Annotated in this window: 18 protein-coding genes; 3 read left to right on the top strand and 15 right to left on the bottom strand. The window is 47.1% G+C overall.

The window, feature by feature from the left end:
- Nucleotides 1-21: 21 nt before the first annotated feature.
- On the bottom strand, nucleotides 22-2241 hold the full coding sequence (gene pcrA / locus CJU60_RS16555) for a DNA helicase PcrA (protein WP_095714339.1): 2220 nt from the start codon (nucleotides 2239-2241) through the stop codon (nucleotides 22-24).
- 59 nt (nucleotides 2242-2300) lie between these two features.
- Nucleotides 2301-2987 carry a heptaprenylglyceryl phosphate synthase gene (gene pcrB, locus CJU60_RS16550; protein ID WP_095714338.1) on the bottom strand — a complete coding sequence of 229 codons (687 nt, stop codon included), beginning with the start codon at nucleotides 2985-2987 and terminating at the stop codon, nucleotides 2301-2303.
- A gap of 238 nt (nucleotides 2988-3225) precedes the next feature.
- On the opposite strand from pcrB, the gene CJU60_RS16545 reads away from it, so the two are divergent.
- Complete coding sequence (locus CJU60_RS16545) at nucleotides 3226-4803, top strand: FMN-binding glutamate synthase family protein (RefSeq protein WP_095714337.1); 1578 nt, start codon at nucleotides 3226-3228, stop codon at nucleotides 4801-4803.
- 35 nt (nucleotides 4804-4838) lie between these two features.
- Here CJU60_RS16545 and CJU60_RS16540 read toward each other — a convergent pair whose 3' ends face one another.
- Genes CJU60_RS16540 through CJU60_RS16530 form a run of 3 tightly spaced genes read right to left on the bottom strand, consistent with a single transcriptional unit; the run spans nucleotide 4839 to nucleotide 7920 of the window.
- Nucleotides 4839-5153 carry a YerC/YecD family TrpR-related protein gene (locus CJU60_RS16540; RefSeq protein ID WP_014479070.1) on the bottom strand — a complete coding sequence of 105 codons (315 nt, stop codon included), beginning with the start codon at nucleotides 5151-5153 and terminating at the stop codon, nucleotides 4839-4841.
- 2 nt (nucleotides 5154-5155) lie between these two features.
- The gene (locus CJU60_RS16535) at nucleotides 5156-6151 is read right to left on the bottom strand and encodes a DUF3048 domain-containing protein (protein ID WP_024120454.1); all 996 of its coding nucleotides are present in this window, start codon (nucleotides 6149-6151) and stop codon (nucleotides 5156-5158) included.
- A gap of 26 nt (nucleotides 6152-6177) precedes the next feature.
- Entirely contained in the window at nucleotides 6178-7920 is a 1743-nt protein-coding gene (locus CJU60_RS16530) for an adenine deaminase (protein WP_024120453.1), read from the bottom strand.
- A 127-nt stretch (nucleotides 7921-8047) separates the two neighbouring features.
- Here CJU60_RS16530 and CJU60_RS16525 point away from each other — a divergent pair, with 127 nt between their 5' ends.
- The gene (locus CJU60_RS16525) at nucleotides 8048-8281 is read left to right on the top strand and encodes a YgaP family membrane protein (protein ID WP_095714336.1); all 234 of its coding nucleotides are present in this window, start codon (nucleotides 8048-8050) and stop codon (nucleotides 8279-8281) included.
- Nucleotides 8282-8295: 14 nt separating this feature from the next.
- On the opposite strand, the gene CJU60_RS16520 is transcribed toward CJU60_RS16525, so the two are convergent.
- Nucleotides 8296-9570: an APC family permease gene (locus CJU60_RS16520; RefSeq protein ID WP_095714386.1), complete on the bottom strand. Its 1275-nt coding sequence runs from the start codon at nucleotides 9568-9570 to the stop codon at nucleotides 8296-8298.
- A 143-nt stretch (nucleotides 9571-9713) separates the two neighbouring features.
- On the opposite strand from CJU60_RS16520, the gene CJU60_RS16515 reads away from it, so the two are divergent.
- Nucleotides 9714-10136 carry an Lrp/AsnC family transcriptional regulator gene (locus CJU60_RS16515; RefSeq protein ID WP_024120450.1) on the top strand — a complete coding sequence of 141 codons (423 nt, stop codon included), beginning with the start codon at nucleotides 9714-9716 and terminating at the stop codon, nucleotides 10134-10136.
- A gap of 39 nt (nucleotides 10137-10175) precedes the next feature.
- Here CJU60_RS16515 and purD read toward each other — a convergent pair whose 3' ends face one another.
- The 9 genes from purD to purC form a co-directional block, all read right to left on the bottom strand.
- Nucleotides 10176-11444 carry a phosphoribosylamine--glycine ligase gene (gene purD / locus CJU60_RS16510; RefSeq protein ID WP_095714335.1) on the bottom strand — a complete coding sequence of 423 codons (1269 nt, stop codon included), beginning with the start codon at nucleotides 11442-11444 and terminating at the stop codon, nucleotides 10176-10178.
- Between the two features lie 15 nt (nucleotides 11445-11459).
- A complete protein-coding gene (purH, locus tag CJU60_RS16505) occupies nucleotides 11460-12998 on the bottom strand; it encodes a bifunctional phosphoribosylaminoimidazolecarboxamide formyltransferase/IMP cyclohydrolase (protein WP_024120448.1) in 1539 nt (512 codons plus the stop codon).
- Nucleotides 12995-13582, bottom strand: coding sequence for a phosphoribosylglycinamide formyltransferase (purN, locus tag CJU60_RS16500; RefSeq protein WP_024120447.1), 588 nt, complete (start codon nucleotides 13580-13582; stop codon nucleotides 12995-12997). Before purN ends, purH begins: the two co-directional genes overlap by 4 nt.
- A complete protein-coding gene (gene purM / locus CJU60_RS16495; RefSeq protein WP_095714334.1) occupies nucleotides 13579-14619 on the bottom strand; it encodes a phosphoribosylformylglycinamidine cyclo-ligase in 1041 nt (346 codons plus the stop codon). Before purM ends, purN begins: the two co-directional genes overlap by 4 nt.
- Nucleotides 14620-14719: 100 nt before the next feature.
- The gene (purF, locus tag CJU60_RS16490) at nucleotides 14720-16150 is read right to left on the bottom strand and encodes an amidophosphoribosyltransferase (RefSeq protein ID WP_024120445.1); all 1431 of its coding nucleotides are present in this window, start codon (nucleotides 16148-16150) and stop codon (nucleotides 14720-14722) included.
- Nucleotides 16126-18354: a phosphoribosylformylglycinamidine synthase subunit PurL gene (gene purL, locus CJU60_RS16485; protein WP_095714333.1), complete on the bottom strand. Its 2229-nt coding sequence runs from the start codon at nucleotides 18352-18354 to the stop codon at nucleotides 16126-16128. The genes purF and purL overlap by 25 nt, the downstream gene beginning before the upstream one ends.
- The gene (gene purQ / locus CJU60_RS16480; RefSeq protein WP_024120443.1) at nucleotides 18338-19021 is read right to left on the bottom strand and encodes a phosphoribosylformylglycinamidine synthase subunit PurQ; all 684 of its coding nucleotides are present in this window, start codon (nucleotides 19019-19021) and stop codon (nucleotides 18338-18340) included. The genes purL and purQ overlap by 17 nt, the downstream gene beginning before the upstream one ends.
- Nucleotides 19018-19272: a phosphoribosylformylglycinamidine synthase subunit PurS gene (gene purS, locus CJU60_RS16475; RefSeq protein WP_010333246.1), complete on the bottom strand. Its 255-nt coding sequence runs from the start codon at nucleotides 19270-19272 to the stop codon at nucleotides 19018-19020. The genes purQ and purS overlap by 4 nt, the downstream gene beginning before the upstream one ends.
- Nucleotides 19265-19990 (bottom strand): phosphoribosylaminoimidazolesuccinocarboxamide synthase, encoded by a 726-nt coding sequence (purC, locus tag CJU60_RS16470; RefSeq protein WP_095714332.1) that lies wholly within the window; start codon nucleotides 19988-19990, stop codon nucleotides 19265-19267. Before purC ends, purS begins: the two co-directional genes overlap by 8 nt.
- Between the last annotated feature and the right edge of the window lie 10 nt (nucleotides 19991-20000).

Raw genomic sequence — 20000 nt, 5'->3', positions numbered from 1 at the left:
GCTTCTTCCTTTCCTCTTCAATTACTGCTTTTCTATTGGCGCGAATGCCGCTAACAGGCGTTTCACACCGATCGGGCTCGGGAAGGCAATATCGAGTTCGGTCCCTTCTCCTTCGCCTTTCACGCTGACAACGGTTCCTGTGCCCCATTTTTTATGCCCGGCTTTATCTCCGACAGCCCAGCTTAGGGTATCGCCGCCTGTTTTGCTTGCGTAGGACACCGGACGGGAAACAGGGCCGCGTCTCGGCTGCATTTTTCTCGCAGACGGCGCTCTCGTTTCTTTTTTCTCATTTAGGTTTTCCAATAAATCATCAGGAATTTCACCGATAAAGCGTGATTCCGGGTTCATGTTTGTTCTGCCAAACAACGTGCGCATTTTTGCGTTGGTCAGATAAAGCTCCTGCTCCGCTCTTGTAATGCCCACGTAAGCGAGACGGCGTTCTTCTTCCATCTCTGCTTCTTCCATCAGTGAACGGCTGTGCGGGAAGACGCCTTCCTCGAGTCCCATAAGGAAAACAACCGGGAATTCCAATCCTTTTGCGGCGTGCAGCGTCATCAGCGTGATCGCATCCGTGCCGCCGGATTCTTCCTCTTTCTGGTCGAGCTGGTCGATATCAGCGATCAGTGCCAAATCAGTCAGGAACGCAACGAGTGTTTTGTCTTCGCTTTTCTGTTCAAAGTTTTTCGTTACAGACAGGAACTCGTCGATGTTTTCTAAACGGCTTTGGGCTTCAATTGATTTTTCAGCCTTCAGCATTTCTCTGTATTCGGTTTTATCGAGAATTTCTTCGGTCAGCTCGGTAATTGATAAATAGTCCTGCATGTTTGTCAGGTTCTCAATCATCTGTCTGAAGCTGTCGAGCGCGTTTGCTGCCTTGGCGCTGACGCCAATGAAATCAACCTGCTGAATCGCTTGGAATAGTGACAAGCCGTTCATCGCTGCATATGAAGCGATTTTTTCAAGCGATGTGGCGCCTATTCCGCGCTTCGGCACATTGACAATACGCGTGAAGCTGATGTCATCATCCGGATTGGATACGAGACGCAGGTACGCGAGGATGTCTTTGATTTCTTTTCTGTCATAGAACTTTGTGCCGCCGACAATGTTATAGTTCAGGCCCGCTTTGAGAAGCGTTTCCTCAATCACACGGGACTGGGCGTTTGTCCGGTACAAGATGGCGATATCCGACAGCTTCCGTTTGCCGGTGTTATGAAGCTCATAAATTTTCCCGGCAACAAATTGTCCTTCACCGAATTCATTGTCTCCGCGGTAATAGGAAATTTTAATTCCTTCATCGTTTTCCGTCCATAGATTTTTCGGCTTTCGGTTTGTGTTGTTTTGGATCACTTCGTTGGCCGCGCGCAAAATCCGTTTTGTCGAACGGTAGTTTTGTTCAAGCAAAATGACGCTGGCATTCGGATAATCCTTTTCAAAGGAAAGAATGTTGGCAATGTCCGCCCCGCGCCATCTGTAGATGGACTGGTCGGAGTCGCCGACAACACAAAGGTTTTGGAAACGCTCAGCCAGCTGCTTCACGAGCATGTATTGCGCTCTGTTCGTATCCTGATACTCATCGACGTGGATGTATTGGAATTTGCGCTGATAAAACTCAAGCACTTCCGGAATACGGTCAAACAGTTTAATGGTCGTCATAATTAAGTCGTCGAAATCAAGCGACTGGTTTTTCAGCAATTTTTTCTGATAATCAGTGTATACATCGCTGACGACCTGATCATAGTAGCCGCCGGCAACCTTAGAAAATTCCTCAGGTTCGGTTAATTCGTTTTTCGCACTGCTGATCGTGCCGAGGATGCTCCTCGGATCAAATTTTTTCGGATCGAGGTTGCGTTCCTTCAAAATTCCCTTGATGACTGAAAGCTGGTCAGCCGTATCAAGGATTGAGAAATTGCGGTTGATCCCGATGCGGTCGATATCTCGGCGCAAAATCCGCACACACATGCTGTGGAACGTGGAAATCCAGATATCGTCCGCGCCCGGTCCGAGAATGCTTTCCACACGTTCTTTCATTTCCCGTGCCGCTTTATTTGTAAATGTGATCGCCAGAATGTTCCACGGCGCCACATGCTTTTCCGCCATTAAATAAGCGATCCTGTGTGTCAGGACACGCGTCTTTCCGCTTCCCGCTCCCGCCATCAGCAGCAAAGGCCCGTCCGTTGTTTTGACAGCTTCCTGCTGAACGGGGTTTAATCCGCTTAATAGTTGATTGCTAATGTAATTCAAAATTCGTCACCCGCCTATACAAACATATGTTCTATCATAAACCAAATCCGTACATTTCGCTACTCGCCTTTGACAGCTGCTACTGTCTTCAGCGCTTCATCAAAATTCTCATACACAGCGTTGCCCACCACAATGACATCCGCGTGCTCGGCATACTGTTTTGCCGTCTCCGCATCTTTAATGCCGCCTCCGTAAAACAGGGTGGACGTTTCCAATACAGCCTTCGTTTTCTTCACGGCTTCTATGTCCCCAAGAGCGCCGCTGTATTCCAGATAAAAAATCGGAAGCTGCAGCAGTTCAGATACGCGCGCATAGGCGATGATATCGTCATGATTCAAATTGGTGTCCGCCTCCGTTAATACCGCGGCTTTGCAATCAGGATTTACGATACAGTAGCCTTCCGCCACGATTTCTTCCATCGACATCAGTTCTCCATATTCCTTCATGGCTTTCTGATGCATTCCGACAATCCAATCCGGATTTTTGCTGTTTAATACACTCGGAATAAAATATAAGTCAAAGCCAGGGACAATCGCTTCAATCGCTGACACCTCAAGGACACACGGCACTAAAAACCGTCTCACCTGAGACAGCATCCGCAGGACATTATCCTCCGTTACACCGTCGCTTCCTCCGATAATAACCGCATTAGTCCCTGACTCACAAAGAATCTCCAGCTGTTCATCAGGCAAATCTTTATTTGGATCGAGTTTAAAGACATGCTTCCACTCCGTTACATCGTACACGTCATCCGTTCCTCCATTCGTTTCTTACCATTTAAACATTATAACAAATTCACATAGCGCGGAAAAACGGAAAAAGCCGTCATTCTCTTTATTCACTGAAAAAGGTGTTTTGATTCTATTTCCGCAGAAAAAAAGCGGCTGTTCCGCTCTCTTTTTATAGAAAAACACAGTAATATTTTCTATTGTTTGGAAACGCCCCAACAGTGGAAATGGTTACATAAAAAAGGGAGGCTGACAGATGGAATACATCATTATTGCACTTATTGCATTTATCATCGGGATCATCGTTATCCCCATCGCATTGTTTGTCTGGATCTACATAAAGGACGAAAAACAGCAGGAGCATTCAATCCTCCGCAATTATCCTGTCATCGGAAGGTTTCGCTATATTTTTGAAAAAATCGGACCGGAGCTGCGGCAGTATTTATTCAGCAATGACAATGAGGAACAGCCTTTTTCACGAAAAGAATATGAGCAAACAGTCATATCAGGAAAATACAAAAGCAGAATGATGGGGTTCGGATCGGTAAGAGATTTTGATCAACCGGGCTATTATATCCGAAACGCCCTTTTCCCAAAACAAAAAGAAGAATTGCGTGTGGGCCAGTCTCCGAAAATCGAAACCCACATCTATAAAATCGATTCGGACAATCTGTTCAGACGCAGCGAACATGCCGAACGTATCAAGGCTGATCCGTATTTTCTCCATCCTGATGATGTTCAAGTCATCGGCGGGAGTACATGCGAAAAGCCTTTTTATGTGAAGGGATTAGTCGGTCAATCCGCCATGAGCTACGGTTCACTTGGAGAGCGCGCCATTACGGCGCTGTCAAAAGGGCTGCACCAGGCGGGCGGCACTTGGATGAATACCGGTGAAGGCGGATTGTCTGAGTATCACTTAAAGGGAGGTGCTGATATCATCTGCCAAATCGGCCCCGGTCTATTTGGCGTACGCAATAGAAAAGGGGAATTTTCGTGGGAGGAATTTAAAAAGAAAAGCCGGCTGGATCAAATTAAAGCGTTTGAGCTGAAGCTCGCACAAGGAGCTAAAACCCGCGGCGGACATGTGGATGGCGCTAAAGTATCAGAAGAGGTGGCAGACATCCGGAATGTCGAACCCGGAAAGTCAATCGACAGCCCAAACCGCTTTCATGAATTTTCAAGCGCGCCTGAAATGCTGGATTTTATTGAAAAGCTGCGAAACGTCGGTCAAAAGCCGGTCGGCATTAAAATTGTTGCAGGCCAGCCTGATGACTTGCATGAGCTTTTTTCTTATATGCAGAAAAGCGGAAAACATCCTGATTTTATTACGGTAGACGGTAGTGAAGGCGGTACCGGCGCTTCCTTCTATGAGCTTGCCGACACAGTCGGCCTCCCGATTATGACGGCGCTCCCTATCGTTGATACGCTGCTCAGACAATACGGCTTGCGTGACCGTATGAAACTTTTTGCTTCCGGAAAGCTGCTGACCCCTGACAAAATCGCGGTCGCTTTAGCTCTGGGCGCTGATTTTGTCAACATTGCACGCGGCATGATGTTTTCAGTCGGATGCATCCGCGCCCTCGTATGCCACACCAACACATGCCCGGCAGGCGTTGCGACCACAGATCCGAAGCTGCAAAAAGCGCTGAGCGTTGAGGAAAAACAGCACCGCGTCTGCAACTACGTCATTTCGCTGCGTGAGGGGCTGTTTAATCTGGCCGCAGCAGCCGGGATCGATTCTCCGGTTCATTTTTCCAAGGAGCATGTTGTCTATCGAAAAGAGGATGGCAGCACAGTTGACATCGACAATCTGATTGAGAAAATTGTTTCATAAAAAAACCGCCCCTTGCCAGACGGCAGGGCGGTTTTTTATTTGGAAGAAGACTCTGTTTCATTCTCCTTCACACGGTCAAGCGCCATTTCATATGCGTCATTTCCATAATTTAAGCATCGTTTCACTCGGGAAATGGTCGCTGTAGAAGCGCCTGTTTCTGTTTCAATTTTATGATACGTGTTTCCTTCGCGGAGCATACGCGCCACTTCAAGGCGCTGAGCCAGCGATTGAATTTCGTTAATTGTGCAAAGATCATCGAAGAACCGATAACATTCCTCCAGGTCTTTCAGCGATAAGATCGAGTTAAATAACTGGTCCAGTTCTTTGCCGCGTAATTTATCGATTTGCATCGTTACACACCTTCTCCTTTACTAATGGAAGCCGCATCGAGATCAGGCACGATATTTATCCATGTCTTTCCTGGCACAAACGGCAGCCATTTGCCGTCTTTTACCGGCACAATTCTTCCGTTTACATTTTTCCAGTCTGCTTCAATGACGTTTCCGTGCTGAAACAGCAGACCTTTACCCCCTGATTCTATGTCGATGTCACGCCTTCCATCTTGGTCAATAGTATGATGGCTGGCTTCAACAATGAAAATATTTTGCATTGCAACCGGCTTTCCGGTCTCCCGGTCTGTCGTCATGACACCATCAGAGCTTCTCGTATAAGCTTCAGTTTTTTTATCATAGTTGTATTCGACAAGATTTGTAACGTTTTTTGTTCCATAATCTACCCGAACATTATAAGATTCATTTACAGGTTTTGCATCTGATGTTTGAAACAGCATTGGATCTGTTTCCTGCTTCAGCTCATATCCCTTTTGTTCTGCCGCCTTTTTTATGTACTGATAAGACGTGTAAGAATTGTGGGGCGGTTCGCTGAAATCAGCTCTCCAAAATAAGCTTCCGTCAAAATCCAATCCATTAATATAATCGGCAGCTCCGGATTCCAGCTGCTCCTTGGCGCCGGGACTCCAGCCGTGATGGACAAATATGCTGTCAAAACCGTTGCTGAGAGTGACGAAATATTCCCGCGCACTCCGCACAGGTCCGACAGTTTCAGGCATCTGGCTTTGAAAAATGGCCAGAAACCTTGTGATTTGGCCTTCGGCAAGCGCTTCTATGACAATGTCGGCTTTAGACAGTCCTGATTGCGGCCTCGCCTTCGGGTGATTGTTCACCATGACAGCAACAGGCCTGCGTTCAGTCACCTTCTGCTCAGTCTCCAGTCCCGTCAAAGGAGCTTTCAGCTTCTTTGTGTGATCAGGGACAGCGTCCTTCTGCTGGCAGGATACTAGCAGGAAAAACGCGAAACACAGTACGCAAACTGTCATCCATTTTTTCATATGTCGGCTCCCCGCTCTTTTATATTTTAACGCATTATCGATGGAAAGAGTACAGTTTTTTTCATCACGTCGAAGATTCCTCTTGGCGTAATGCGTATATACGGGAGGTGCGTGCTTTGCAAAAAGAGCAGCGTATAAACCGGATCACAATACTCATAGCCTCTTTCAGTCAAAAGATCTCTCAGCTTCTGTTCCTTTTCCAGCACGATGTCATACGATTCCGAAGAAGCGCATCCGCACAGTGAAAGCGGTATTTCGTGAAGGATTTTTCCGTTTTCCGCAAGCACAATTCCCCCGCCGATTTCTTTCATGCGGGAGAAAGCAAGCAGCATATCCGCTTTGTTTTTTCCGATCGCGACAATGTCACCCGTCGTCGTAAAGGAGCTCACAAATCCCTGCACACTTGACGCAAATCCTTTTATCATCGTATTCACGCGCCATTTCCCATGTCTGTCAAGCATCGTTAAATAACTTTCATCATGGTCAAATGAAAGCTGTTCGACTGAGTTGTCGATCTCAATCATATACGGCTCCATAATCACCGCATTCCGCATTTTTACGCCCATCGGCATGGAAAACTGCAAATCATCCATCGTCATATCATATGAAAGCTCAAGCGGGACAAGACCGCCTTTATTCCAGTTCGTATGTGGAAACGCATTCATATCACGGCCGTCTTCACGCAGAATTTTGCCTTTTGACAGAACGGTTACCGGATTCGGCTGCAACGGGTCCTCAAGGATATTCAGTGACGCAAGTCTTCCCGGTCCGACAACGCCTAAATAATCATCCATTTGGTAATACTTTGCGATGTTAAAGGATGCCATATTGTACGCATCGATTGCCGGAACCCCTTCTTCCAGGGCAATCCGGATAAGCTCGTTTGTCATGCCGCCTTTATAGAAATTAGGCGTAGCGCCGTCTGTTGTGTAAAAAAAGTGGTCGTAGTAGCGGAAGCCCTTTTCATGAAGCTCCTGCAATATATTTCTTAAATCAGGGCGAATGGACGAATTGCGAAGTGATACATAATAGCCCAGTTCCAGCCTTCTCATCACTTCATCACCTGTCATGGCTTCATGATCACAATCCGCTCCGAACAGCTTCATTTTTGTAAGCGTTTTATCTGATGCGCCGGGAAAATGCCCTTCTATGCGTTTCCGCTGTTTTTTTGTGGCCTGCATACAGTGAAGCATTAAATCATCGCCATCTACAAGACGCGGCCAGCCAGTCATTTCTCCGCCTTGAATGACATCCGGATGTTCAATCCACTGCTTTCTGACGTCAAACGGAAGAACGTGATCCTCGTTCAAAACCTCGGTCTGCAGGTCATACCGTGACCACCAAAAATACTGAACCGGAAGCTTTTTGAGTTCGTTCAAAATAGTAAGCGCTTTCTTTTTTCCGCTTTGCAAAAGCAAAAATAAGTTATCATTTACGAATGTCGTTGTACCGTACTGAGACACATATTCCGCCAGCGTTTGGGGATTATATATTTGAAAAGGATGTGCGTGCGGTTCGATATAGCCAGGCACAATGTATTTTCCTTCACAATCAATCGTATGAATTTCTTCGGTTCTATCCGGAAGTTCATGACCAACATAAACAATACGGTCCTGATAAATCCAAATGTTTTTTTTCAGCCATTGTTTTACATATGGATTTAAGACGAGAGCATTCCGTAAAAGGAGCGTTGGAAGCAGCTTAGAGTCTACAACATCAACCTGTGCCCTGATGTCTTTGTTTTTCCAGTTAAAGGTGCGTTCGGACATTCACATACTCTCCTTTACATGTATTAGACTCATGTTATCACATCCTTCTCCATCACGCACGATAAAAACGTTACAAATTTTTGAAGGTTCGATTAAAAAACTTTTTTAAGTAAAAGGAGCAGATTCCATGAAACCAAACATCAGTCTCATCAATGCCGTCTTCCGTATCGCCTGCGGACTGACAATTATGTCAGCTGCCAGTGCCAAGTATACGAAAAAACCTTGGTGCAGAATGCATCTGTTCTGCATCTTTATGGGCGCCATGAAGGCAGGTTCAGGCATACTGCGTTTCTGCCCTGTGACCTATATGTTTCAAAACAGCACTGGTGAAAACCATGGACAGGATCATCAAGAATCGTAAGCAAAAAAGCTTGATCATGAAACGTGATCAAGCTTTTTCTCAGTATATCCCTTTGTCTTCATATAGAAAAAACCAACAGCCGCAAACGCAGCCGGATACAAGAGAGCCCAGCCGCTAAATAAGTAGATCACTGTACAAAGAAGAAGCGCCCCCAAAGCCATCCACCAGCCTGAATCCTTCCAGTTCAGCAGCTTCAGCGCTGCCGCCATTGTGCATATGTAAGATGCGATGAATGCTGAGCTTGGTCCTTTCAGGAGCGTTGTCAGATCAATTTGAAATATGCCGTTTGCCATAAGAACGAAACCAAACACGAAAGCCAGCGCTGTTAATACACGGACAGGTGTATGTTTTGTATGACTGAGCTTCCCGAAATACCCGGGAATATGACCTTCTCTCGCCAACGCATAGACCATTCTTGAAAATCCCGCAATGTTGGCATGAATGGTGGCGAATGTAATAAAAAGAGCTAAACAAGTCGTTACATATACCCCAATATCCCCTGTACCTTTTGATATGAGCATCGTCAGAGATGCGATTTCTCCTTTTTCTCCATATGCATGAGTGCCTACAGTGACAAACGATAGCATGATATAAAGCACCGCCACACAAGCTGCCGCCAAGAATAAACTGATTGGAACATCCTTTTCCGGTTGTTTAAACTCTTCAGCTAATGGGGTAATCATTTCCCAGCCTACAAAAGAAAAAAAGATGATGACAGAAACAGAACCCGCGGCAAACCAGCCATGCGGCAGAAAAGGCTTAAATTCAGCTGCTTTTACATGGGGCAGTGAAACAGCAACAGAAATGACAAGCAGCAGCAGAATGACACAGATGACGAGTATGCTGATGTTTGCTGATAATTGAATGCCCCTGATATGAAGCAAAATGGAGATCGCCAGCATACTTGCTGCAATGCAAGCAATCTGCCAATCTGAAGCCTGTGTGACGTAGCTGACATAATGTGCGCCAGTCAAAGCGATCACTGGCACACCGATCGGAACCGATCCCAGCATAATCCAGCCCAACATGGCTCCGGCTTTTGGCCGAAAAGCTAGCTGTACATAAGCCGTGATTCCTCCTGCGCTTGGCGCCATTCTGACAAGGCGCGCCAGTGTGCCGACGAGCAGAAAAGATAAGAAAGACATAAATCCCCAAACCAATAAAGAAGCGGGACCAGCGGCGTCAGCCGTGACAGACGGAAGAATTAAGATCCCGCAGCCCAATACGGCCCCGATCGTTAATGCCGCTCCTTGAACCCAAGTAATCGAACGCTGCAATTCCGGCAAAATGATGCCTCCTCTCATGTTGATGGCTTTATTATAGAAAAAAGATGACGACACTTATATGCTACAATTAAGATAAAACAACAACATCACCTAATCATAAAAGGTATTTTTATCAATTCACCTAAATATGTAAAGGAGCAATACCAATGGACGATACAGACCTTCAAATTCTTTCGCATTTGCAGCAAAATGCCAGATTAACGATGGTTGAATTAGGAAAGCTTGTCGGACTCAGCTCTCCGAGTGCGGCGGAACGTGTCAGAAAGCTTGAGGACAAAGGGGTCATTACCGGGTACAGCGCTGATATCTGTTATGAAAAGCTAAACAAACATGTCACTGCTTTTATCCTGATGGAGCCGAAAAGCTGCAAACACTACGCCGCCTTTGCCGCAGCTCACCCCGATGTGGCAGAGAACCACCGGATTACAGGTATGTACAGCTATGTGACAAAAGTGGTGACGGAATCTGTGCATAGTCTAGAAGATTTTATAGACGCTTCAATGGCCCACGGAAAACCGACCACGCTTGTTGTGCTTTCTTCTTCCGCTTTCCGGCATGCTTTTGTATAACAAAAAACCCGCAGCACAATCTGCGGGTTTTTCTTCACTTTATTTTTGGGCAGCCTTCAGAGCTCGTGCTCCGATATCTTTTCTGAAAAACAGGCCGGGTTTGATGATCTCATCAACGGCTTTGTACACTCTGTCTCGTGCCGCTTCAAACGTTTCATCAAAAGCGGTCACATTGGCGACACGGCCGCCGTTTGTGACGAACTCTTCACCTTCTGCTTTCGTTCCGGCATGGAAGACGACAACTTGATCAGCATTTGCTGTCAGGCTGCCAATCGGCGTGCCTTTTGCATAGCTTTCAGGATAGCCTTCTGAAGCAAGCACGACACTGACTGCCGCCGTATCCTTCCATCTCAAGTCAACTTCCTTATCATCTAAAAGATCTAGAAGCACTTGTACCAGATCAGAATCCATACGAGGCAGCACAACCTGCGTTTCCGGGTCGCCGAAGCGGGCATTAAATTCAATGACCTTCGATCCATTCGCAGTGAGCATCAGCCCCGCATACAAAACGCCTGTGAAGGAGCGACCTTCTTGAACCATTGCTTTTGCGGCTGGCTTGACGATCGTTTCTACAGCATGACGCACGGTGTCTTCCGAAATTTGCGGAACAGGAGAGTAAGCGCCCATTCCTCCTGTATTCGGCCCTTTGTCTCCATCAAAAGCACGCTTATGATCCTGGGCAATGACCATCGGATATACCTTTTCTCCTTTGACAAACGCCATGAGGGAAAACTCTTCGCCAGATAGAAATTCTTCAATTACGACAGATGCGCTCGCATCACCGAATTTTTCATCCTCAAGAAAATCATGCAGACACGCGATGGCTTCTTCTTCCGTCATCGCAACAGTTACGCCTTTTCCAGCCGCAAGTCCGTCCGCTTTAATGACAATCGGAGCGCCTTTTTCCTGCACATAAGCCTTCGCTTCTTCAAAGGATGTAAACGTGTCGTATTCTGCGGTCGGTATGTCGTATTTCTTCATTAAATCCTTTGCGAACTGTTTGCTTCCTTCGATGATTGCAGCGGCTTTTGACGGACCGAACACACGAAGACCGGCTTTTTCGAACTCATCAACAAGGCCTTCAATTAAAGGAACCTCAGGTCCGACAATGGTCAGCCCGACCTGATTTTCTTTTGCAAATGAGACAAGCCCGGCGTGGTCGCTTTCCTCAATGTTTACAAGCTGTGCAGAAGATGCCATGCCGTCATTTCCCGGAGCGGCAAATACCGTATCAACAAGGCTGCTTTGCGCCACCTTCCATGCCAGCGTATGCTCTCTTCCGCCTTTACCGATAATTAATACATTCACGTCGTTTTCATCCCCTTAATGTTTGAAGTGTCTGATGCCGGTGAATACCATGGCAATGCCGTACTCGTCCGCTTTTTTAATGGAATCCTCGTCACGGATAGATCCACCTGGCTGGATGATAGCTGTAACGCCCGCTTTTGCCGCTTCTTCGACTGTATCAGGCATTGGGAAATATGCATCTGATCCGAGTGCGCTGCCTTTCGCTTTTTCTCCTGCCTGCTCGATTGCGATTTTCGCTGATCCGACGCGGTTCATTTGTCCGGCTCCTACACCTACTGTCATGTTATCTTTTGCGAGAACGATCGCATTGGATTTCACATGTTTCACGACTTTCCAAGCAAGCTTCAAATCTTCCCACTCTTGCTCGTTCGGCTCTCTTTTTGTCGGAATGCTGATCTCAGCATCATTAAAGCCGTGCATATCTAAATCTTGAATCAGCAATCCGCCTTGTACAGATGTCAGCTGTTTTTCTTTTTGGACGGCAGCTGTCACATCAAGTGTCAGCAGACGGAGATTTTTCTTCGCTGTCAGGATATCAAGCGCTTCCTGGCTGAATGAAGGCGCAATGATGATTTCTAAGAAAATATGATGAAGCGCTTCGGCTGTTGGCTTGTCCACTTCACGGTTCAACGCGATAATGCCGCCGAAAATCGATGTTTTATCTGCTTCGAACGCTCTGTCAAACGCTTCTGCGATCGTTTCGCCAGTTCCCACGCCGCACGGATTCATATGCTTCACAGCAACCGCTGCAGGCTCAGTGAATTCACGAACAATTTGAACAGCTGCGTCCGCATCTTTAATGTTGTTGTAAGAAAGCTCTTTGCCGTGCAGCTGTTCTGCTTGCGCAATAGATCCTTTGACAGGAAGCGCGCTTTGGTAGAATGTTGCTTCTTGATGAGGATTTTCCCCATAGCGAAGCGATTGTTTTTTCTCAAACGTAACGGTGAATTGCTCTGGTTCTTTTTCACCGACAACATTTGTCAGATAGTCAGCGATCAGCGCGTCATATGCCGCAGTGTGGCGGAATACTTTTGCCGCCAGCTCGCGTTTTTTCTGAAGCGAAACATCGCCTTCTTCTTTGATTTGATTCAGAACAGGGCTGTAATCCGCTGGGTCAACGATAACCGTCACATCCTGATGGTTTTTCGATGCCGCACGCAGCATGCCAGGTCCGCCGATATCAATGTTTTCAATAGCCTCTTCGTACGTCACATTCTCTTTAGAAATCGTTTCTTTAAATGGATAGAGGTTGACGACAACCAGGTCAATTGGCGCAATGCCGTGTTCATTGATCTGCGCCATATGCTCTTCATTGCCGCGAACTGCGAGAAGACCGCCGTGAATATTCGGATGAAGCGTTTTTAAGCGCCCGTCCATAATTTCCGGAAAACCTGTCACTTCAGAAATTCCGATGACATCAACACCGTTTTCTTGAAGAAGCTTTTTTGTGCCGCCGGTTGAAATCACTTCAACGCCAAGCTCTGTCAGTTCTTTTACGAAAGGAACAAGATTTGTTTTATCTGAAACACTGATTAGTGCGCGTTTAATGGTCATGCCTTTTCACCTCTGTTATTTAATCCTAATAGCTCTTTAATCACACTCGGATACCATTTGTGCTCAAGCTTGTGAATGTGATGTTCAATGGTTTCTAATGTATCTTCTTCGGTAATTTCAATTGCCTTTTGAGCGATGATCGGCCCTGTATCCATTCCTTCATCGACATAATGAACGGTAATCCCGGCAACCTTCACACCCGCCCGGTATGCCTGTCCGACTGCGTCTATTCCAGGGAAAGCGGGAAGAAGGGAAGGATGGATGTTGATGATTTTTCCTCCGTATGCCTGAAGCAGCGTATCACCGATCAGTCTCATATACCCGGCGAGAACGATCAATTCTGCTTCATGAAGATGAAGCTGTTCAATAATGGCCCGTTCAAATGCGGCCTTGTTTTCATAAGACTTCGGCTCAAATGCAAAGGATGGAATCTGGAATCTTTCCGCCCGCTCGATGACTTTCGCCTGCGGCTTATCGCAAACGAGGAGCGAAACGGCTGCATCCCAGTTCTCCTCTTTCAAACGCGTGACGATGGCTTCAAAGTTTGAGCCGTTTCCGGATGCAAATACCGCAAACTTTTTCATGAAAGTGCAGCACCGCCGAATGTAACGCCTTCACCATGTTTTACTCGCCCGATCAAATAGGCTTTTTCGCCTTGGCTTTCAAGCGTTCCGATGACTTCGGTGAGATGTTCTTCTTTTACTGCGAGAACAAATCCGATGCCCATATTAAAGACGTTAAACATGTCTCCTTCTTTCAGCTTGCCATGCTCCTGCAAGAAAGAGAAGATCGGCGGGATCGGCCAAGAGCCGTGATCGATTTCCGCACTTAAGCCTTCAGGAAGCATACGCGGAAGATTTTCAATAAATCCGCCGCCTGTTACATGCGCCATACCATCAATGAGTCCGCTTTTCACAGCCGCAAGCACAGGCTTCACGTAAATTCTTGTCGGCTCAAGCAGTTCTTCGCCGAGCGGGCGTTCAAACGGCTCATACGTCTCGTCGAGATCAAGCTCTGCATCGTCCAGAAGCACCTTTCTCACAAGGGAAAATCCGTTGCTGTGAAGACCGCTGGAGCTTAGTCCGATTAAAAGGTGGCCTTCCTTGATGTTTTCGCCGGTCACGATTTCATCCTTTTCCGCTACACCAACTGAGAAACCTGCAATATCGTATTCATCAGCTGTATATAATCCAGGCATTTCAGCGGTTTCTCCGCCGACCAAGGCTGAACCTGATTGCTCACAGCCATCCGCAACGCCTTGTACGATCTGCTCGATTTTCACAGGGTCCGCTTTGCCGACCGCTAAATAGTCGAGAAAAAAGAGCGGCTCCGCACCTTGCGCAAGCACGTCATTGACACACATTGCAACAGCGTCTACACCGATCGTGTCATGTTTATTCATGGAAAAAGCCAGCTTTAATTTTGTGCCGACACCGTCTGTTCCCGAAATTAAAACGGGTTTCTGATAAGAAAGCTCCGACAGATCAAACATGCCGCCAAAGCCGCCAAGGCTGCCCATAACGCCAAGCCTTTTCGTGCGCTCCACATGTTTTTTCATCCGTTTTACAGCTTCATATCCGGCTTCGATGTCAACTCCTGCGTTTTTATATGCTTCAGACATCCTATTCACTCCTTTAAGGCGCTTTTCAAAATATCTCTCCGAACAAGGGCAGAAAGAGAAAGGCAGCCAAACTGCGCTGCCTTTATGTCATTTTCAAGTTTTATTTGGTTAACACCGCTTCTTTTACATGAGGAAGCACAGTGTCCTGATAAATTTCAGTCGGATATTTCCCTGTAAAGCAAGCAAGACATTGCCCGCAATTCGAGTCTTCGTATTTTCTGCCGATTCCTTTCAGCAGCCCTTCGACACTCAAAAATGAGAGAGTGTCGGCTCCGATTTCCTGACGGATTTCTTCAACCGAGTGAGAAGACGCGATCAGCTCTTCATGTGTGGACGTATCAATGCCGTAAAAGCACGGATGAGCGATCGGCGGCGAACTGATTTTCACATGCACTTCTGTCGCACCCGCTTCTCTGAGCATTGTTACGATCCGGCGGCTTGTTGTTCCGCGCACGATGGAGTCATCCACCATAACGACGCGTTTCCCTTCTACAACACCGCGCACCGCAGAAAGCTTCATTCTGACGCCCTGCTCACGAAGAGCCTGAGACGGCTGAATAAACGTTCTGCCCACATAACGGTTTTTGATTAATCCAAGCTCGTACGGGATGCCCGTTGCTTCCGCGTAGCCGATAGCCGCTGAAATACTGGAATCCGGAACCCCTGTCACGACATCAGCTTCAACCGCTGATTCCTGAGCGAGCATTTTTCCAAGGCTTTTACGCGCACTGTGCACGTTAATGCCGTCAATATTGCTGTCAGGTCTTGAGAAATAAATGTACTCCATGCTGCAAATAGAACGGTTGATATTCATGGAGAAGCGCTCTGATTTCATGCCATCATCATTGATAATCAGCATTTCTCCCGGCTCCACCTCGCGAAGGTACGTCGCACCGACGACATCAAATGCGCATGTTTCTGAAGCGACGACATAAGCGTCTCCCATCATGCCGATTGACAGCGGTCTAAGCCCGTTCGGGTCAAGCGCTACGATCATTTCTGTTTCAGTCATGATCAGGAACGCGTAGGCGCCTTTCAGCATAGAAAGCGAGTTTTTAATCTGATCCTTCAGCGTGAAGTGGCCGCTTCTTTTGATCAGGTGAGCCAAAACCTCTGTATCCGAAGAAGTCTGAAAGATGCTCCCTTGATTTTCAAGCTGCTGCTTCAGCTGAGTGGCATTCACCAAGTTTCCGTTATGGGCAAGCGCCAGGCTGCCGTTGTTTTGAGAGCGGAAGAGGAGCGGCTGAACATTTTCATATCCGCCGCCGCCAGCCGTTGCGTACCGAACGTGTCCGATTGCGCCTTTCCCCTTTACTTTGCTGAGCTCACCGTTTTGAAATACTTCAGTGATCAGCCCTTGACCTTTATGCGCCGTCAGCTTTTCACCGTCAGTCGCCACAATGCCCGCGCCCTCCTGTCCTCTGTGCTGGAGGCTGTGAAGGCCGTAATACGTGATTTGCGGGGCTTCTTCATGCCCCCAAATCCCAAAAACGCCGCATTCTTCATTTAAGCCTTTGATTTCAGCAAGCATGGGATAGCTCCTTTCCACGCGCGTTCAAGCTCTTTTGTCTGCGCATGAATCAATTGTTGTCCGTCTTGGTTTTGAACGCTCAGAAGTCCGTCAGCTGTTACCTCACCGATATGAACTGCATCTTGTACAGCTGCTTCAAACGCTGCTTGATGTTCTTTTTTCACAGAAACGACGAAGCGGGATTGAGATTCAGAGAATAATAACGCTGCTTCCCCTTCAACAGTCACGTTAGCGCCAAGGTTTTCCGTCGTCATGACACTTTCAGCAATCGCTACGCCTAAGCCGCCTTCAGATACATCGTGCGCTGATTGAACAAAGCCTTGTTTAATCGCGTCAAGCAGTGCCTTTTGGCGTGCCTGTTCTACATCTAGATCGATTTGCGGCGCTTTGCCGTAAATGCGGCCTTCTGTCATTTTTTGCAGCTCGCTTCCGGCAAACTCAGGTTTTGTTTCGCCGATGACGTACACGAGGTCGCCCGCTTGTTTGAAATACTGCGTTGTGATGTGTGCTGTATCTTCAATTAAACCGACCATGCCGATCACAGGTGTCGGGTAGATCGCCGTGCCGTTTGATTCGTTGTAAAGCGATACGTTTCCGCCGATCACAGGTGTGCTGAGAACGTTGCACGCCTCACTGATGCCGTCAGCCGCTTTTTCAATCTGCCAGAAGATTTCCGGTTTCTCCGGGTTTCCAAAGTTCAGGTTATCTGTAACCGCAAGCGGTTCTGCACCTGAGCAAACGATGTTGCGCGCCGCTTCAGCGACAGCGATTTTTCCGCCGACCTCTGGATCAAGGTAGAGATAACGGGCGTTACAGTCAGTTGTCATCGCCAGCGCCTTTTTCGTTCCGCGGATTCTGAGAACACCCGCATCAGACCCAGGAGCCACAACTGTATTCGTCCGCACCATGTAGTCATACTGGTCGTAAACCCACTCTTTGCTTGCGATCGTCGGCTGCTGCAGGAGCGCCTTCAGTGTTTCATTCGCATCGTCAATTTGAGGAGCCGGGACATCCGTCTCTAAAAATTCACGGTAGTAAGCAGGCTCTTGAGAAGGCTTGTGATAAACCGGCGCCTCTTCTGCCAAGGCATCAACAGGGAGCTCGCATACAACCTCACCTTTATGTGTCAGGCGCAGCAGTTTATCATCTGTTACACGTCCGACAGAAACCGCTTCAAGGTCATACTTGTCAAAAATATCGATGATTTCCTGCTCACGTCCGCGCTCGATAACAAGCAGCATCCGTTCCTGTGATTCAGAAAGCATCATTTCATAAGCAGTCATGCCTGTTTCACGCTGCGGAATCAAGTCAAGGTTCATTTCAATGCCTGAACCCGCTTTACTTGCCATTTCCGCGCTTGAGCTGGTCAGACCGGCAGCTCCCATGTCCTGAATGCCGACTAGGGCGTCACATTGAATGACTTCCAGACATGCTTCAAGCAAAAGCTTCTCCATAAACGGATCGCCGACTTGAACCGCGGAGCGCTTTTCTTCAGAAGCATCAGACATTTCTTCAGATGCAAACGTAGCGCCGTGAATTCCGTCACGCCCTGTTTTAGCGCCGACGTACATGACCGTGTTGCCGACACCCTTTGCCTGGCCTTTTTTGATGTCTTCATGATTGATTAATCCGACGCACATTGCGTTGACAAGCGGATTCCCTTCATAACTGCTGTCAAATTGCACTTCGCCGCCGACTGTCGGGATACCGATGCAGTTCCCGTATCCGGCGATACCTGCTACTACTTCTTCAAACAAGTACTTCACGCGCGGTGAAGTCAGTTCACCAAATCGAAGAGAGTTTAATACAGCGATAGGACGCGCACCCATAGAAAAGACATCACGGATTATGCCGCCTACGCCAGTCGCAGCGCCTTGGTACGGTTCGATGGCTGATGGATGGTTATGCGATTCAATTTTGAACACAACCGCTTGGTTGTCACCGATATCAACGATTCCGGCGCCTTCACCCGGACCTTGCAGCACGCGTTCGCCGCTCGTCGGGAATTTACGCAAAATCGGCTTTGAGTTCTTGTAGCTGCAATGCTCTGACCACATGACAGAAAAAATTCCGATTTCTGTGTAGTTCGGCAATCTGCCAAGAATGGATTCAATCAATGCAAACTCATCATCACTGACACCCATTTGCTGATAGATTTTCTCTTCTTTAATTTGTTCTTTACTTGGTTCAAGCAGTAGTGACATGAGTTTCCCTCCAATTTTTCACGATAGACTGAAACAATTTAAGACCGTCGGCGCTTCCAAGCAGTTCATCGACCGCGCGCTCCGGATGAGGCATCATGCCTAATACATTTCCTTTTTCATTTACAACACCGGCAATATCGCTGACACTTCCGTTAATATCGGAACCGTATGTGAAAGCAATTTGATTGTTTTCTTTTAATGAAGCAAGCGTTTCGTCATCACAGTAGAAATTCCCTTCACCGTGGGCAACCGGAATCGTAATTGCTTGGCCCTTTTCATAGGAAGAGGTGAATAATGTTTCGTCGTTCTGCACGATTAATTCAACCGGACGGCAAATGAACTTCAAGTCTTTGTTGCGTCTCATTGCACCTGGCAGAAGGCCAAGCTCCTGTAAAATCTGAAATCCGTTGCAGACGCCGAGAACAGGTTTTCCTTCAGCCGCTGCCTGTTTTACAGCTGGCATTATATTCGCAAAACGGGCGATGGCGCCGCATCTCAAGTAATCTCCGTAAGAAAAACCTCCCGGGATTAACACCCCGTCAAAGCCGTCAAGGCTTGTTTCCTCGTGCCAGACGTATTCCACATCATGACCGAGTTCATCCTTTACAGCGTGAAACATATCGATATCACAGTTAGAGCCAGGTAACACAATCACCGCAAATTTCACTGTGCGACTACCTCCTCGACCTCATATCTGTAATCTTCAATCACTGTATTCGCAAGAAGTTTTTCGCACATTTCTTTGACTAGCACGTCAAGATCACGGTCAGACTTTTCGATTGTTAGCTCCATGTATTTCCCGATGCGCACGTCGGCAACTTCCTTGTAAGACATACTGTGCAAGGCATGCTGGACAGCGCTCCCTTGTGGATCCAGTACACTTTCTTTTAAGCTGACATAAACTTTTACTTTATACATGATGAATGCCTCCCAGTCTATTGAAAATCTCTTCGTATGCGTCGGTTAAGCTTCCCAGATTGCGTCTGAATAAATCTTTGTCCAGCTTTTCGTTCGTGTCTTTATCCCACAAGCGGCATGTGTCAGGTGAAATTTCATCCGCCAAAAGCACTTTCCCGTCTGCATCTAAACCGAATTCAAGCTTGAAATCTATTAATCTGACGTGACAATCGTCAAAAATGCTTTGAAGCTCTTCATTTACTGTTTTTGTAATGGACTTAATGGTTTCTACCTGTTCAGGAGTCGCCGCTTTCAGCAGCCAAATATGATCTTCTGTGATGAGCGGATCACCCAGCGCGTCATCCTTGTAGTAAAACTCGATAATCGGCTGTTCAAGCTTCGTGCCTTCTGGAATGCCGAGACGTTTGGACATGCTTCCTGCCACAACATTTCTGACAACGACTTCCAGCGGCACAATCGTTACCTTTTTAATGAGCTGCTCTGTTTCCGAAATGCGCTCGATAAAGTGGTTGTTAACCCCTTTTTCGTGAAGGTGTTTGAAAATCAGGCTTGAGATCTCATTGTTTAAGCGCCCTTTGCCGCTGATTTCCGCCTTTTTTTCTCCGTTAAAGGCAGTTGCAGAATCTTTATACACCACATACAGCGTGTTTTCGTCGTCGGTTTTGTAAATCTTTTTCGCTTTTCCTTCATATAAAAGTTCATTCTTCACAATATTCACGGAAGGCCTC

The sequence above is a fragment of the Bacillus sp. 7705b genome (assembly GCF_002289525.1).
Classification (GTDB): domain Bacteria; phylum Bacillota; class Bacilli; order Bacillales; family Bacillaceae; genus Bacillus; species Bacillus halotolerans.
Note: the sequence above shows the minus strand (reverse complement) of the source record. Positions and strands in the feature narration are given on the sequence as shown.

Excerpts from the sequence above, each read along its gene's own strand:
- CJU60_RS16545 (WP_095714337.1), top strand. The coding sequence starts at position 3,226 with ATGGAATACATCATTATTGCACTTATTGCATTTATCATCGGGATCATC.
- CJU60_RS16540 (WP_014479070.1), bottom strand. The coding sequence starts at position 5,153 with ATGCAAATCGATAAATTACGCGGCAAAGAACTGGACCAGTTATTTAAC.
- CJU60_RS16535 (WP_024120454.1), bottom strand. The coding sequence starts at position 6,151 with ATGAAAAAATGGATGACAGTTTGCGTACTGTGTTTCGCGTTTTTCCTG.
- CJU60_RS16530 (WP_024120453.1), bottom strand. The coding sequence starts at position 7,920 with ATGTCCGAACGCACCTTTAACTGGAAAAACAAAGACATCAGGGCACAG.
- CJU60_RS16525 (WP_095714336.1), top strand. The coding sequence starts at position 8,048 with ATGAAACCAAACATCAGTCTCATCAATGCCGTCTTCCGTATCGCCTGC.
- CJU60_RS16515 (WP_024120450.1), top strand. The coding sequence starts at position 9,714 with ATGGACGATACAGACCTTCAAATTCTTTCGCATTTGCAGCAAAATGCC.
- purH (WP_024120448.1), bottom strand. The coding sequence starts at position 12,998 with ATGACCATTAAACGCGCACTAATCAGTGTTTCAGATAAAACAAATCTT.
- purN (WP_024120447.1), bottom strand. The coding sequence starts at position 13,582 with ATGAAAAAGTTTGCGGTATTTGCATCCGGAAACGGCTCAAACTTTGAA.
- purM (WP_095714334.1), bottom strand. The coding sequence starts at position 14,619 with ATGTCTGAAGCATATAAAAACGCAGGAGTTGACATCGAAGCCGGATAT.
- purF (WP_024120445.1), bottom strand. The coding sequence starts at position 16,150 with ATGCTTGCTGAAATCAAAGGCTTAAATGAAGAATGCGGCGTTTTTGGG.
- purL (WP_095714333.1), bottom strand. The coding sequence starts at position 18,354 with ATGTCACTACTGCTTGAACCAAGTAAAGAACAAATTAAAGAAGAGAAA.
- purS (WP_010333246.1), bottom strand. The coding sequence starts at position 19,272 with ATGTATAAAGTAAAAGTTTATGTCAGCTTAAAAGAAAGTGTACTGGAT.